Origin of the sequence: Bacillus sp. S3, assembly GCF_005154805.1 — a bacterium.
GTDB lineage: Bacteria > Bacillota > Bacilli > Bacillales > Cytobacillaceae > Neobacillus.
On the sequence record NZ_CP039727.1, the window covers coordinates 4,948,762 to 4,964,568 of the forward strand.

14 protein-coding genes and 1 riboswitch are annotated in these 15,807 nt (G+C 39.6%); of the genes, 5 read left to right on the forward strand and 9 right to left on the reverse strand.

Annotation, left to right across the window (positions count from 1 at the left end; genetic code table 11):
* Positions 1–10 precede the first annotated feature (10 nt).
* From FAY30_RS23745 to FAY30_RS23755, 3 genes are all read right to left on the reverse strand, one after another.
* Positions 11–2,206, reverse strand: coding sequence for a glycoside hydrolase family 84 protein (locus FAY30_RS23745; RefSeq protein WP_149872162.1), 2,196 nt, complete (start codon positions 2,204–2,206; stop codon positions 11–13).
* 430 nt (positions 2,207–2,636) lie between these two features.
* Positions 2,637–2,870: a hypothetical protein gene (locus FAY30_RS23750; protein ID WP_190284748.1), complete on the reverse strand. Its 234-nt coding sequence runs from the start codon at positions 2,868–2,870 to the stop codon at positions 2,637–2,639.
* Positions 2,871–3,715: 845 nt separating this feature from the next.
* On the reverse strand, positions 3,716–4,945 hold the full coding sequence (locus FAY30_RS23755; protein WP_149872164.1) for a YHYH domain-containing protein: 1,230 nt from the start codon (positions 4,943–4,945) through the stop codon (positions 3,716–3,718).
* 291 nt (positions 4,946–5,236) lie between these two features.
* On the opposite strand from FAY30_RS23755, the gene FAY30_RS23760 reads away from it, so the two are divergent.
* A complete protein-coding gene (locus FAY30_RS23760; protein WP_149872165.1) occupies positions 5,237–5,716 on the forward strand; it encodes a transposase family protein in 480 nt (159 codons plus the stop codon).
* On the forward strand, positions 5,706–6,806 hold the full coding sequence (locus tag FAY30_RS23765) for an ISL3 family transposase (RefSeq protein WP_190284749.1): 1,101 nt from the start codon (positions 5,706–5,708) through the stop codon (positions 6,804–6,806). The genes FAY30_RS23760 and FAY30_RS23765 overlap by 11 nt, the downstream gene beginning before the upstream one ends.
* A 410-nt stretch (positions 6,807–7,216) precedes the next feature.
* Here FAY30_RS23765 and FAY30_RS23770 read toward each other — a convergent pair whose 3' ends face one another.
* Positions 7,217–7,591, reverse strand: coding sequence for a VOC family protein (locus FAY30_RS23770; RefSeq protein WP_223820831.1), 375 nt, complete (start codon positions 7,589–7,591; stop codon positions 7,217–7,219).
* 278 nt (positions 7,592–7,869) lie between these two features.
* On the opposite strand from FAY30_RS23770, the gene FAY30_RS27650 reads away from it, so the two are divergent.
* Positions 7,870–7,989 (forward strand): SRPBCC family protein, encoded by a 120-nt coding sequence (locus tag FAY30_RS27650; RefSeq protein WP_223820832.1) that lies wholly within the window; start codon positions 7,870–7,872, stop codon positions 7,987–7,989.
* Positions 7,947–8,309, forward strand: coding sequence for an SRPBCC family protein (locus FAY30_RS23775; protein WP_223820833.1), 363 nt, complete (start codon positions 7,947–7,949; stop codon positions 8,307–8,309). Before FAY30_RS27650 ends, FAY30_RS23775 begins: the two co-directional genes overlap by 43 nt.
* Positions 8,310–8,506: 197 nt before the next feature.
* Here the strand turns inward: FAY30_RS23775 and FAY30_RS23780 are convergent, their stop codons facing one another.
* The 4 genes from FAY30_RS23780 to FAY30_RS23795 all read right to left on the reverse strand — a co-directional run bounded on the left by FAY30_RS23780 (position 8,507) and on the right by FAY30_RS23795 (position 12,403).
* On the reverse strand, positions 8,507–9,928 hold the full coding sequence (locus FAY30_RS23780; protein ID WP_149872166.1) for a sensor histidine kinase: 1,422 nt from the start codon (positions 9,926–9,928) through the stop codon (positions 8,507–8,509).
* Positions 9,898–10,572, reverse strand: coding sequence for a response regulator transcription factor (locus tag FAY30_RS23785; protein WP_149872167.1), 675 nt, complete (start codon positions 10,570–10,572; stop codon positions 9,898–9,900). The genes FAY30_RS23780 and FAY30_RS23785 overlap by 31 nt, the downstream gene beginning before the upstream one ends.
* The gene (locus FAY30_RS23790; protein WP_149872168.1) at positions 10,569–11,537 is read right to left on the reverse strand and encodes a YncE family protein; all 969 of its coding nucleotides are present in this window, start codon (positions 11,535–11,537) and stop codon (positions 10,569–10,571) included. Before FAY30_RS23790 ends, FAY30_RS23785 begins: the two co-directional genes overlap by 4 nt.
* Before the next feature lie 83 nt (positions 11,538–11,620).
* Positions 11,621–12,403 carry a FixH family protein gene (locus FAY30_RS23795; RefSeq protein WP_149872169.1) on the reverse strand — a complete coding sequence of 261 codons (783 nt, stop codon included), beginning with the start codon at positions 12,401–12,403 and terminating at the stop codon, positions 11,621–11,623.
* A 470-nt stretch (positions 12,404–12,873) separates the two neighbouring features.
* A riboswitch (purine riboswitch) is annotated at positions 12,874–12,974 on the forward strand.
* A 91-nt stretch (positions 12,975–13,065) separates the two neighbouring features.
* Between FAY30_RS23795 and FAY30_RS23800 the strand changes: the two genes are divergently transcribed.
* Positions 13,066–14,235: an MFS transporter gene (locus FAY30_RS23800; RefSeq protein ID WP_149872170.1), complete on the forward strand. Its 1,170-nt coding sequence runs from the start codon at positions 13,066–13,068 to the stop codon at positions 14,233–14,235.
* A gap of 136 nt (positions 14,236–14,371) precedes the next feature.
* Here the strand turns inward: FAY30_RS23800 and FAY30_RS23805 are convergent, their stop codons facing one another.
* Positions 14,372–15,586, reverse strand: coding sequence for a sensor histidine kinase (locus tag FAY30_RS23805; RefSeq protein WP_149872171.1), 1,215 nt, complete (start codon positions 15,584–15,586; stop codon positions 14,372–14,374).
* Positions 15,587–15,807 lie beyond the last annotated feature (221 nt).

Below are 15,807 nucleotides of genomic sequence, written 5' to 3' on the forward strand. Positions count from 1 at the left end.
CCCCCCGGTCTTACTTTTCTACAGGTGGGGTGATGAGTACCTGCCCATTTTCTACAAGAACCTTTGCACCAATAACAGCATGCACATCAAGCCAGTTTCTTTCCATCCAATTGCTGTTATGAATGCTTAATACAAAACCGTTATCTGGGATGGCGGAATTATTGCCGCCTCTTTTTACAACGATCCCGTCTTCCACGGTTACTTCATAGCCATATGGATTGGTCCTTGTGGTCTCCCCGTGCACTGGTGTATATTGAATCAGTTGATCGGCTCCGCGTTTTGCATTGACGCCGTCCAATGCTCTAGACTTTACATTTTGGCCCCAAATACCTTGTACAAGGAACGGTCTGAGCGCAGACTCTCCAATTTTTTGCGGGATGGCATCGATCTCTTTCAATAAAGACTTCAATTGTTCTTTGTATTGCACCGCTGCCTCAAGGTCATTTGATTTGTCCGCTAGTAAGCCTTTAACAGCCAATTGACCCGCTTCTCCGTATAATTCAATCTTATCTAAATACGGTTTTGTTTCATTTAGAAATTTCTCATTATCCAGTTGTTGACGCAGTCTATCCGGTGCTGAACGCAAATTCCCAAATTCAGCAAGGAGCCTATTGGCAGCCTGCTCCATATCATTGGTCCCATAGGCTTTCCAGAACTCTTCAATCAGTGGTGTTAATGTCAAAGAATCTTTATTATCAATCGTTGATGAATAAGAATTTTCCGCAAATGTTTTCAAGGCATCTGCCGCCTTACCGCCGAAAGATTGAATACTGCGCTCCCACGAATCGATTGGATTATAGCCGCCCTGATTCCATGAGTAATCCGCAATTGTATATAATGGGACTTTTGAAGCTTCTGCTTCATTCATTGGATTCGCCGTTAAGCCCTCTACACCGTGCTTCGTTAATTCCTTATCTCTTTTATCGAGCGGACCGAGGAAGATTCGATTACGTTCAAAATCGTTCACCGGGTAATTATCCCATAACAACAAATCATGTTTAAAAATATCCCTTACCTGCTGTGCATCTTCTGCTGTGATTTGTTTGGCAACCACATCCGGTCCCGTCCAAATAACGAGCGTATCCTTATCGAGCAATTCAGCAAAGCGCTCACGGTAGGTGTTAGATTGATTTCCGGCATAATCTGTTGGAACAGTAATCAACCGCTCTGCACCCTTATGTGTGTCGATAAATTCTTTCGTAAAACGATTCAATAGATAGGCATGGGCTGCAGCAATTGGGTCCGCATCTTCCCCAAATTTCAGATTATCCTCTCCACAATGTAAGTTTTTATCGATATCATCCAAGAAAATCGCATAGGATTTCACACCTAAGCCCCACATCTTTTCCATCTTCTTCTTCAACAATTCAAAATCCTGATCCCCTGAATAGCAAATGGATTGACCTGGAGAAAGGGAGAAAGTAAACTTCACATGGTTTTCCTGCGCCTTCTCAATCAGTTCAGTTATCCGTGCAAATTCTTTATCCGGATAGGGTTCACGCCAATTTTCCCTATGATAGGGATCATCCTTAGGCGCGTAAATGTATGTATTCAGCTTGTTATCTCCATAGAATTCCAACTGATTTAAGCGATCTTCATGTGTCCAAGGCGGTCCATAAAATCCTTCGATGGAACCCCGAATGGTCATGTCAGGCCAATCACGTATTTCTGCCTGAGGAAACCGATCCCTGCCTTCTTGTTTTTGAATCATTTGTGTAAACGTCTTTGCCGCATAGAAGGTTCCTGTCTGATCCTTTCCCGCTAGTACAATCTGTTTTTTCCCTTTGCTGCTTGAGGCAAGGACATAGCCTTCATCCTTCAATCCTTCTGGACCTTCAATACCCATATCTTCCAGCACTTTTGCGGAAGCCTCATTTTCAGAAGGGCCGCCAATCCATACAGTAACAGGTGTAGTGACCTTTTCACCGGCGTTATAACGAATAATTTGTATTACATCTGCTGCTTCCAGCGTATGAACAACCTCTTTCACCGCTTGTTCATCGGTTTCTTCCCCTACAACAATTCCCACTTTCGGTGTAAGCGGAAAACCTTGATCCGTTATTTTCAACTCCTGTGGTTTCGGGTTAATCGCTAGATTGACTTCACTAGCTGCGGATGCCTTAGTAACCCCATTTACACTAGGGATACATAACAATAAGGCAGAAGAAACGACCAGCACCCTTTTCAAACTTTTTAAACCAATCATCCTTTACGACTCCTTCTTTGAATTGAATTTGTTTTCAAATGGTACCTTCCTATCAAAAGGTAGGATTCTTGCTTTTGCCTCCTTTTGATCGATTTTTTTATAATTGGCTTTACTCGATTCTCTATCTTGGAAAAATAAAAAAGGCACGGAAAACTAGCGAGAATGCTCCCGCTTTGTTTTCCATGCCTAGTATCATCTAGTAACATGAAACCAATTATTTCCTCCCATACTAAACCGCTAACATTGATACGTCAATGCAATTTTGAATATTCGGTTAAATAGTACTATAAACAGAATGGAACGGGACCAAGGGTAGTCATTTAGTACCACAACTTCCACATGGTCGTCACCCCATATAAATAGGGTTCCATCCCGCTATATAAACAGCGTGACAGAAGCCTCTATTGTTGAAGAAGCAACCACGGTTCCCTTAATACCCTTCTGGTTTATATTTCACCTCCCAGCGGTCACCATTTTTAAAAAATGTGCCTCCGGGATATTGTTGATCTAATTTGATGATCATTTCAATATCAGCATCGGTTACATCGGAAGATTTCCTTTTAGAAAAGGAATCACTATTTTGTTTTTTCTTCTCTTCAACTGTAATTTCAATAAAACCCGTTTTAGGAATAAAAATAAAATCCTTTTTGTCTCCTGGCCGCATCGATTCCCACACTCCTTTCTCATCTCTATATAACATTTAAACAAAAGGCCAAATTTCCCTTGTGGCGAATTTAAGAACTTTTTTGCAGACTCCTCGTTTGAGCCATTGAAAAACCACCTTAATTGACATCCCTCCCATGATCAGACACATCTCGACCCTTTTCCGTCATTATTCCTATCAAACAAACGTTTATTTAAAACCACTTCAAATCCTTGATAGATATACCTTTTTCCACCCCAATTAATAAAAAAATTGTTGAAAGGTGCAATTAAATTTGGAGGTTAGTAGATTTGCACCTCTATTTTCACGAATCGACATCCTTTCGACGATATTCCGTATATGCTATACTATTCAAACATTTGTTTGAAACTGCAGCAAAGTCTTGGGAAACATAAATTCCCACTACAATTCTTATAAAAACATGGTCGATAATTCCCTTGGAAATTTGCAGAAAATAACCGATAATCTTTGAATATCAAACAAGTTTCACGGAATTATACATTTTTCTACCTATCTCCCGTCATTCCGCAATGAATTAAATGTTTGTTTGGAAATTGCCGCAACCCGCACCGAGCCTCATGTTCTCTTCCCAAATGCCTAAAAAGATTGTAGAAACCTGTCTCAAAAATCCTCTTAAAAAAGAACCAAGGATCCCTCTGCAGCGGTATTGATAACATTTGTTAAGCATAAAAAATAGGCAGCACCCAAGTCGGTACCGCCTACAAGTAAAGCTGTATAAACGTATAGAATCCACACAAAAATGTCGCAGACCATTTCCACAGCCCCTAACACCACCATCTCGCAATAAATGAAGATGGAAACTAGTAATCAATTTGTTCTTTTTGCTACTCTTGATAATAATTAAAATTCAACATATCTCCCCATACAATACCTACCATGTCGTCTTGTTGTTCGTAGAACATCTTAAAGTCCTCTCGTTCGTAAGTAGTTGGATTGTTTGGATTTGTAATTTGATCAAAATATAGTTTAATATTTTCTGTCGTTTCTGGTGCCCCTATTTTTGGCGCTGTTTCTGCAAGGAAATCAATGTATTGTCTTGGTCCACCGATAAATTGCTTTGCTGCAAAAGCTACTAAATCGTCACCATTATAAACAATAACCAGAGCCATATCTTTTTCGATGGTATAACCATAGCGATCAGCCACTGCTTTTATATTTTTATAATAGACTGGATCGACTAATTCTACTGCCTTGCCATCCATACCTATCATAATACCGTCAATGATATCATTAACTGCCATAATTCCATTGTCATAGAAATAGTATTGGTCGCTGCCAACCTGAACCCAACCCGTTTGCATGACACCATTTTTACCTAAATAATACGTATCGCTGCCTGTCTGCAGCCATCCGGTTTTCATCGCTCCGTTAGCATTTAAGAAATACCAAGAGGCACCATCCTTGAGCCAGCCGGTTTTCATTGCACCAGATTTGTAATCAAAATTGTACCATTGACCTGATACGAATTCCCAACCTGCCTTCATAGCACCATTGCCTTTTAAGTAGTACCATGCATTTCCATCCTTAAGCCATCCTGTCTTCATGGCCCCGGAGGATTGCAAGTAATACCACGTACCTCCGTCTTTTAACCAGCCTTTGGACATTGTTCCATTACTCTTTAAATAATACCAAGCGCCATCATAGATCCACCCGGTTTCCATCGCGCCTGATTGATTAAGGTGATACCATGCGCCACCTGTATTAATCCATCCGGTTTGCATCACTCCTTTAGAATCTAGGAAAAACCATGTATTTCCGGATGCTAACCAACCCTTATGTAATTTCCCTGATGAGTAGTAATACCAGCTACCACCATTATACTGCCACCCAGTTTTTGAAGTACTTGTGCTTGTACTTACACTTGTACCCGTGCTTCCGCCTGAATTGCCGCCATTATGATAGTGGTACTGTCCGTATTGGAGGCCCCACTTCTCACAATTAGTCCTACAAGTATGTCCTCCGTTTGCATCCTTGTTGCCTGGATGGGCTAATGCTGACATCGGTAGGGATGTTAATACCAAAAAACAAATAAACGCTACCAGTGATTTTTTCATCTTTACCCCCTATTTAGTTGATATTTCGTATGAATGTAAAAATAATACAATCATAGTGATTATAGTATAATAGACCTGAAATAGATACAGAAAATAGGGAAATATTACATTTTTTTAAAACCCCTGATTGGGAGGACCGGTATAATTATAAATACTATTAAAATTAATTTAGTTAAATAGTCTTTAAAGAAGGCTCTGTTAAAGTTTATGGTTCTTACGCAAACATGGTGAAAGCATTTTTTACTGCTTTTCGGGTATAGCAATACTAATACTCAAAGGGCGGTGGTTACAATGGTCATTTCAAACTTCAATGAACTTTTCAAGTTCGACCAAAACGTTGAAGTCCTTTATACCATAATGGAACCGGATGCAATGTATGCCGTGTTAAAGATATGTTCAAAACATGCACAATGCCCAGAATGCAAACATGTATCGTCTCGACAGCACAGCCAATATGCTAGGAAAGTCGATGACCTTCCGGTCTCAGGTCATTCGGTTCATATAACCGTTCTATTGCACAAATGGTTTTGTGGTAACAAAGACTGTAAGGTTAAAGTATTCACCGAACGTTTGAACTGGTTAAGCCCTTCCGCCAGAAAAACAAACAGGCTGGAAAACCTGATTCGTCATGTGGGATTCACTAATAATTGCCTGGCCGCTGAAAAAATCTGCCGAAAAATGCGCATTTCGATAAGCCATGATGCCATTCTGTACCGGATTAAAAAGGAAGAACCGGTTCAGCCAAGGGAGTGTCCCTTTCGTGGGCATTGATGATTTTGCTTTTAAGAAAAGAAAACGGTATGGCACGATCTTCATAGACCTACAAACAGGTGATATCCTTGATTTTTTACCAAACCGAGACAAAGAGTCAGTAAGGAGCTGGCTCATCAAACATCCTGAAATTCAACTGATTACAAGAGATCGTGCCCATGCATATAAAAATGCGGCAGAGGAAGCGTCACCAAAAATCAAGCAAGTTGGTGATCGTTGGCATATCCTCCAGCATCTTTTTGACGCAGTTAAGAAGACGATTAAGTCTATTGTGCCGCCAAGATGGAAACCGACTGGTCAAGACTCAAATGTCCAACAATGCAGTTCATCACGCCCTTTACCAAAACGGCTCCAGCCTTTGGTGGAACACGAAGAAAACGTTTGGAAGAGAATTCAAAATGCCCGGCGCCTTCAGAAAGAAGGCAAGAGCATCACAGCGATCGCAAAGCAGCTAGGTATTTCCCGTAATACCGTTTATAAGGATTTAGCTACGACATCGAAACCGTCCCTTAAACGAACTTCTTTATATGACCGATATCTTCCCCTTATCCGTAACATGATCGCAGATGGATCAAAGGGTGATAAGATAGAGGCTGCGTGCAGGAAAGCAGGGTTTGGTGGACATCGCAACACACTAAATTACATGATTGCGGACGAACGCCGGGATATCCGAAATAAAAAGCCACAGACACTGAATCTTCAACAGGCAATCATCCGGATCCTTTGGGATAAGGACGTACAGAACCATAAGAAAGCATTTAAATCCTTGCATCCCAACCTTCTAAAAACGTTCCCATCGTTAATGGAAATTAGCGAATTCATTCAATCCTTTAGGAGCCTTTTTGAGGAAAAACATTCATCCGGCCTTAGAAAATGGCTGATTGAACATAAGCACTCACCATTTACTTATTTCCAAACCTTCCTTAATGGCATCAGAGGTGACATTAAGGCTGTTTATTACGCTATAACATTACCTTGGTCAAACGGGAAAACTGAAGGAACCATAAATAAGTTGAAAAATATCAAACGGATGATGTATGGACGTGCAGGTATAACGGTGTTGTTAAATCGCTTACGTTTCCAGGGTTAAAACTTGATTAATATAACATTTTTTTACCGAAGGTAACACTTTTACTTAGGGCTACAAACATTCACCAAAAAGACGTAAGAACCAAGTTTATTGTTGATTTTTTACCACTGTTGATTGGAGCGGAAGCCGCGAGACTCCTGCGGGAGCAGCGGGACAGGTGAGACCCCACAGGCGCTTTAGCGCCGAGGAGGCTCACCGCCCGCCCCGCGGAAAGCGAAGCGGATGTAGCGGAAATCAACAGCCACGTTTAACAGAGCCTTAAAGAAACAAAAAAATGGATGGCTTTACATTTAATACTGTAAAGTCACCCACTTTTGCATCAAAACACCACGTTAACAAACATAACTACCCATTCTATATATGTATAGAAAAACCATTCACAACTGAAAAAAAGATCTCCAAAATATTCGTTAAGATACATCCTTACAAATCATCAACACGTTACCATCCGGGTCTCTAAAAACAAAATAAAAATCGTCCTCAATCTCTGTCAATAATTCAACATTATTGTCTTTCATAAATTGAAAAGAAACGTGGATATCATCCGTAACAAATTGTATGGATGGTACTTGATAAGGTGAAATGTTGCCTTTTTCGTCTCGCCACTTTGGCATCGTATCTAAAATTAATCCCGCTGTACCATCCATTGGAGCAGTATATATATGCCCAAAATATATTTCTCCACCTTCCAAACCAAGTATTTCACTATACCATTTTTTCGCTTTCTCGATGTCTGATACCGGTATAAACACACCACCAATACGGTTTTTTATAGGTGTACTCACTAGCAACCTACCTCCTTAAATCATACAATCTATATATTAATTCTTTGAAATTCTACTAATTCCTTTTAAAGAGCTGAGGACTTTTTTCAACCCTACTATTATGTTCTACAATAAATGTTGAAATGGTTCCCCAAAAAGCATTCTCACTAGTCCAGAAGGCAGAGGATGGGAAAAGGAAAACATGTATAATAAGTGATGTAAGTTTATACTGTTTATGTAATAGTTATTTTCTAGAAATGTAAACTTACAATTCAAACGTAGTGAAAGTGGGAATCTTAATGGCAGTGGGAACACATACAGTAGAAATTCCAGTAGATGTACAAGCAGTTTGGGATTATGTCAGTGATCTTGAAAAATGGGAACGTCCGTACCCGCCTATAAAGAACATGAAATCATAAATGACAAGCAATCTATTTGGACATTTGAAGGCAGTGTGAAAGGGATTAAAAAAACAATCCAAGCGCAGGTTGATATTACCGAATGGAATGAACCCTCAAATATTAAGTTTGAACTAAAAGGTTTATCAGATAACTTTACAGGCAGCGGCCACTTTACTGCAGAAGAAAGTACTGGTAAAACAACAATGACTTGTACGGTGAACGTCCATGCAGGTGGATTAACGGGTGCGGTGTTAACACCAATTATTAAATGGGCTGTTCCGAAAGTAGCCTCTCGTTTAACAGAATCTATCGCACGTAAAATTGCCGTATTCTCATAGTTTTCATATTTAACGGAAAGGGGGCTATCCAAAAATGGGTGGCCTTTAGTCAAGTGGAGGGACCTACATCTAGTCATTCGCATGAACATCATGAAGATATGGCTAATACCACCTGTTTGACACCATGAAAAGTGTTTCCAATAACAATTGACAACAAAATGGCAGTAAAGCGTTAGCCTTACTGCCATTTTACGAAATTATTCAAATAAAGGCAGTTTCACAACAACTGTTGTACCGCCGCCTTCTTCCGATTCAATATTCAATTCCCCAAAATGTTTTTTTACAATCTGAAAAACAATCGCGAGACCCAAACCGGTTCCTCCCTCTTTTCGTGAACGGGCCCGATCGACGCGATAGAAACGTTCTACTACCTTTGGCAGGTCCTCCTTAGAAATGCCAGGTCCAGAATCCTGAATCATCAACACGGCAAAGGACCCTTCCTCCGTTAAAGTAATCCTGATTGGCTTACCCTTTGGTGTATACCGTATCGCATTATCAAGCAGATTGCTGACCACCTGCTCAAGCCGATCAGAGTCTCCATTGACAATAATCCCATCAGACAGATTCCGCACCAGTTGAATCGCTTTTTGTTGAGCAGACAATTCAAACCGTTCGGCCACCTCCGAAATCAACTGGGCAAACGGCAGCGGCTCATCCTTCATCGGATACGAGTCACCCTCCAACTGCGCCAAATCCAGCAAATCATGAACGAGCCGCTGCATCCTTTCCGTTTCGTTATGAATAATCGAAACATATTTTCGAGAAGCCTCCCGATCTTTAGCCACACCATCGAGAATGGCCTCTGTGTATCCTTTCATATAGCTAAGCGGCGTCCGTAATTCATGGGAAACATTTTGCAAAAACTCCCTTCGCTTTTGTTCGACGGCTTCCAATGAAGAGGCAAGAGTATTAAAAGAAGCAGCGAGATTCCCGACTTCATCCGTTTGTCGGACCTCGATTCTTTTGGAAAAATCACCTTGGGACATTTTTTGCGAAATGGTTTCCATCTCTTTTAATGGTTTAATCAGCCTGTTTGTCATTTTCAGCGCCATCCAGACTACAAGCGATAAAAGCAATACTAACGAAACCACTAGCACAATTCGAATAGACTTAAACGGTTCGTAAATATCAGCAAGCGGCATATACAGAAACAGTGCCCCTTTTAGTTGATCTTTTTTCAATAAGGGAATCGTAACCGCCAAAATATCCTGTTGGAAGCGTGGATGCTCACGGATGAAAATAACCTTTTTCCCCGCGAGCAGCCGCTGTCTTTCATCAAACGTAATTAAGTTGTTTTCGGCCAATTCATCATAAGGAATTCCAGCGCTTAACAGCATCGGGTCTTCAGTAAAAATCACCTTGGCATCAGAGCTGGCATCGATCCATTGTACCCTTTTTTTAAACTCTGCCTTGTTAACCGCTTTATAATAATATTTCCGAAGCTCTTCCCCTTGCATAATCAAGATTTCTTTTTGTTTTTCTACATAAAATTTCTCATACAAATAGTAGGTTAATCCCGTTCCAAACACAATCGTGATTACGGCTACGATGGTAATGGTCGTCCAAATTTTCTGCTTTAACCCAAAGTTTAGTCTTCGAATTTGTACCCCACTCCCCACACCGTTTTAATCAGATGGCCTGCTGAACCAAGCTTAATTCTTAATGTTTTAATATGAGTATCAACGGTTCGTAAGGTTCCTTTGCTCTCTAGTCCCCACACATGGTCGAGCAGCTGCTCCCTGGAAAAAACTTGTCCTTTAGACTTAAAAAAAAACTCCAGCAAACTAAATTCTTTACGCGTCAAATCGATTCTTTTTCCTTGGACTTTGGCGGTATGTCCTTCCAAATCAATTAACAGATCCCCTAGTTCCAGTATGTTCTGCCCTAGTTTAAAATCATTAGACCTTCTTAGCAATGCCTCTACACGGGCGACTAATTCTTTAGGACTGAACGGCTTCACTATGTAATCATCGGCACCGATTTTTAAACCATGAATCCGGTCCAGCTCCTCGCTCTTTGCCGTCAGCATGATAATCGGGATCTTTGAGACCTCGCGAATTTTTTGACACACGGTAAAGCCGTCCATTTTCGGCATCATGATGTCCAATATGACCATATCAAACGCCCCGTGTTCCCACTGTGCCAACACTTCTTTCCCATCCACAGCAGTAACCGTCTCGTACCCTTCTTTTTCCAAATAAGACCCAACCAACATCAGCATCTGCTCTTCATCATCAGCTATTAAAACTTTATATTTACTCATTTTAAGTCACCTAAAACCATCATATGCGGTCCGTTTTTCAACCGGATTTGCTTACTTTTAGTAAAATCCGTGCGGTCAATAATGGCAAGCGAGTCGCCATCCAAACTTGTGACATAAATCCTGTGCTTGTCACCAATAATATCATTCGGATTGGCGCCCACCTTCAGCGGCTTGCTGATGGACCTGTTCTTAATATTGATTTTATATACACTGCTGGAACCGTGGCAAATCGCATACACATATGAATTTGACGCGTCCCCGTAAAATCCAACCGGCATTTCCCCAACTTTTACCCGATCTACTTCTTTCCCCGTTTCCGGATCGTACACATAAATATTATCGTTCAGCGACCCGTATGGCCCGTGACCGCCGATCCAAACATATTGACCATCAAAAAAAATCCCCTCCGGCCGCTCTACGATAGGAAAATGAGTACGTTCTTTCTTTGTGTTAATATCGATGACAGAGAGCGATGCACCTTTTACATTTACAACATACAATAATTTCTTATTTTCGTTAAGTGCCATCGATGCTGGAAATTTACCAGTTTTTACCTCATCTGTAACTTTTCCCTTTTGAACGTCATAGAACCCAACCGTATTTTTTAAACTATTTGAAAAATACAGCAAGTGGTCCTTCGGCCGATATAACATCTCATTCACACCTTTACCTGTCTTTACTGATTTAGTAAGCGTCCCCTCTTTTAATTGCAGCCGATAAAGCGAATCTTCGTTTTCCCCCGCCAGAATAATCGTATTAGGATTGATTTTTTCCATTGAAGTAATACGAAAGTTTAAGTCGTTTGCGGTTAATTTGCCTGTTTGTAAATCAACAAAGGAAATCTCCTGCTTTTTCAAATTAGAAATAACAAGAATGTCTTTCATTGATTTAGGGACTGAAAGTTTCTCTGTTTGACAGCCTGCTAAAACAAGTAAGGTAAGTAAAAATAGACCGCCCCTTTTCATCTAATCCCCCTCTCATTGTTGAAAAAATCAGTGGTTTTTCATTAATGGAAAATACGCCTGATGATGAAATCAGGCGTAAATGTTTAGTGGGCAGTTAAAGTGCTTTCCTCGTGTGTATGAATTTCGCCCTTTTCTACATGGACTTTGACCGTGTATTCTCCAGTGGCCGGGAAAGTAGTCTCTGCTGTATATTCTCCTGACTTATTTTCCTTCGTTTCGATAAATTCATGTTTTTCCTCATTGCCCTTCCAAACTTCAAATCTTACTCTGGCACTAGTTAAAGCAGAATTATCCTTTTGCAAATGTACGGTTAAGGTTGTTTTATCATTAGCTTTTATATCTTTGGCAGCCATAAAATGCATGGATACGCCCGCAGCGTCATGGTGATCGTGGTGATCGGAATCAAGGCCTTCTTCATGATGTTCGGTGTTCTCGGCTTGGTCATCGGCAGCATTTGCGTCACCGACGGTAAATTCCTTTTTTGGCATATTGTGCATATCTCGAGCTGTTACATGCGAAATCACAAAATACTTGCCTGCTTCCGGAAAGCTTTTTGTAATGGAGTAGACGCCATCCCCTTTATGCTCCCCCTGAATCTTATCGTGTTTTTCCTGTCCGTCCTTCCAAATCTCAAACGTTACTTCATCAGCATCGTCCACTTTCTCTTTGCCTTGGGTGACCGTTGCACTGAATGTTACCTCTTTATTTGGCTGTGGATTTTCCGGATTGATTTTTAATCCAACGTCAACCATTTCCGGCGCCTGTTGATTTTGACTGCTAGTGTCTTTTTCCTTACTGGTTCCGCATCCCGCGGCAATTGCCATGATAGATACTATAAATAGTATCAGTAAAGATTTATGTTTCATCGTTTCCACCCTTATCCATTTTGATAATCACTCCTCTGTGGAGTAACCTCGTTCATGAATTGAGTATAAATCACAAATGTGAAATCCTTGTGAAATATGATTGGCATTTATTTTACCTTTTTACATGGCGATTTCCAAATTTCAGTTAAACAAGGGGGTGATGGGCTTCAATAAAGGTTATTGGCTTCTCACACAACTGATTTTATCACTTACGTTTGAGTTATTTTATACTGGTCTTTTATTTTAATAAAAATGACACAAATCTTCACTAAAAGCCGCCCTAAGGCAGCTTTATAGTAGAAATAAAGGTGCCATCTGTTTAATAAGCTAATTTTTAAAGGAGTATTTTACTGAAAAGCGACCCTGGAATGGATTGTCACTTCAATGCATGCAGCTTTCCATTGATTCAGTATTGAAAAAATTTACACTTGAAAAATTTCATGAAGCGTAGTAATATTCTCTAGGTATTCATTATTAACTAAATATTTACCTGTATAACCTCTAGAATATGGCTTGAGGGTCTCTACCAGGAACCATAAAAATCCTGATTACAGAAAAAGAATTTATTCCTTTTCTGTAATCAGGATTTTTTTATTTTCCAAAAAAAACCATCAAGACCAAATTCTTTTACGATTAATCATGAAGAAAGGATGAAACAGACTATGAATTTTAAAGTTTATATACTAGCCTTATCGACGGTCGCCGTTGGATTAGTAGAATTAATAGTAGGTGGGATTTTGCCAACCATCGCCGACGATTTTAACATATCATTAAGCACAGCCGGACAGCTCATCACGGTGTTCGCGCTTATCTATGCTATTGCCGGGCCTGTTTTGCTTGTATTAACCAGCAAAATCGAACGCAAGAAATTGTATCTTGCTTCCTTGTTCGTTTTTTTCCTCGGTAATGTCATGACCTATTTCAGCCCGAATTTTACCTTTATGATGATTGCAAGGGTGTTGACGGCATTGAGTACCGCACTTATCGTTGTACTTTCCTTGACTATTGCTGCAAAGGTTGTTGCCCCTTCTCACCGAGCAAAGGCTTTGGGTCTCATTTATATGGGTATTAGTTCGTCACTTGTGTTGGGCGTACCGTTAGGAATCCTCATTACCAATACAGTTGGCTGGCGCGTGATCTTCCTTGGAATCGCTGTGTTATCAATCGGGTCAATGGTGCTTATTTCACTCTATTTGGAGCGCATTCCTGGAGAAAGGACGATTCCACTTTCAGAACAATTAAAAGCAGTAGCTAGCGCGAAAATTGGCAGTGCCCATCTTGCTACCCTGTTTATGCTAGCGGGTCATTATACGGTTTATGCTTATTTCACACCATTTTTGGAAACAAATCTTCATCTGAATTCTTATTGGATCAGTATCTGCTATTTTGTATTTGGTATTGCTGCTGTAGGCGGGGGCGCATTCGGCGGCACACTTTCGGATAGGATTGGCTCTCGCAAAAGCATCATCATCGTCATTAGTGCCTTTGCTATTGTACTTAGCTTATTGCCATTAACCACTTTTTCACTTGTCTTATTCATTCCGGTGATGATGGTTTGGGCAGCACTAAGTTGGAGTTTGGCACCGCCGCAACAAAGCTATTTGATTCAAACAGACCCTGCTACGTCCGATATACAGCAAAGCTTTAATAATTCCGCATTGCAAATAGGTATTTCTCTCGGGTCAGCAATTGGCGGCCTCGTTTTAAACCAAACCGGCACTGTTTCCAGCACAGCTTGGTTTGGAAGTGTCATTGTCCTGATCTCGTTACTATGTGCCGTATTTTCTTTGACTAGACCGGCCATAACAAGAGAAAACACAACTGCCGCCTAGTTTTTTCAAAAATCAGAAGCATGATCAGATCGAAAAAAATGAGTGGGACATTCTCCCTTTAATCAAAACAGACCCCAGTGAAATGTATTCACCGGGGTCTGTTTTCGTTCGCATTGTGCTAATACTAAAAAATATATTAGACATTCTTTGATGGAAAGCGAATAGTAACCGTAGTACCTTCACCTTTCGAACTTTGGAAATCTATTGTTCCTTTATATTTTGCTGCAATATTGTAGCAAATCATCATACCTAGTCCCGTCCCTTTACTTTTTAAAGAGTAAAAAGGAGTACCTAAAGACCCTACTTCTGCTTCTGACATTCCTTGTCCATAATCGATTACTTTAATCTCAACAAAATCATTCTTCATATTAGCCGTTATCTCCACCGAATCACCTATTTCGGAGGCCTCTATTGCGTTTTTAATTATATTTATTAATAATTGTTTAAATTCTATGGGGTTTGCGACGATAATACAATCTTCTATTGCATTTAATTCGATATTATTCTCACGCAAAAGTCCATATGAATGAAGTAAATCTGTTACAGTCTGAAGAACATTCTTTACATTCACAGTTTCCGTTTCTTGATCATTATTAGGCTTTGCAACAGATAACAATTGAGAAATCACGTGCTCAGCAGCATTCAATTCACCAATCATCAAAGTATAGTGTCTCTTTATATCATCACTAACTGATGGATCTTTTTCGTTTAGCTGCAAAAATCCTTTAACAACTGTCAAAGGATTTCTGATTTCATGAGCAACAGCAGCTGCTAGTTGGCCAGATATCTTCAAACGCTCTGTCTGTTTTATTTGTTCATAATATAATTGCTGTTTTTTAATTCGTCCATACGATAAATAAAATACACAATAGATAATCACTTGACTACCTATAAAGTTTATAACATTTCCTGTTAAATCTTGTTTTATAAAGTAGAATAGATTGCCTTGATCAAGTAGCATAATATAACTAAAAGTAAATATTATTGATATACTGCTTAATAGTAAAGAAAAGTAAAAGAGTTTTGCATCAAAAAACAAGATAGAGATTATTGGAATTAAACATAGAAAGATAAAGTCGGACCCAGTCTCTGGATATAAAAAGAAAAGTGTATAAAAGTAAACGGACGCTACTATTATTATGATTATTCTAAAAACATGGGTTACAAATCTAGGATAAAGTAATAAACAGACAGATAGAATGACCACAAGTGTAACATGTAAGATAAAGCCGCCCCCATGCCCACCTATACGTGGATTACCAATAAATAACCCCATTATCATAATGGTTATAAAAGTTAACATTGTAATATAGTATACTTTTTTATTTATTTGAGTATAAAATCCCTTCATATATACCCCTTTTTTGATAGTTTATTAGAAATTTCTTATTTTACTTTAATAATATGGTTTAAATTTCCCATGTATAATATTATCATACTATTTTAGATTACAATTACATCTTAATTTGAAAAGGGAGAAATAGGTGAACTAGGTTGGATAAAGCAATATCTTTCTAAATGAGGTTTCCTATATGAGCAATAAGTCATTCCGGAGTCATCTGCGGGTAAATA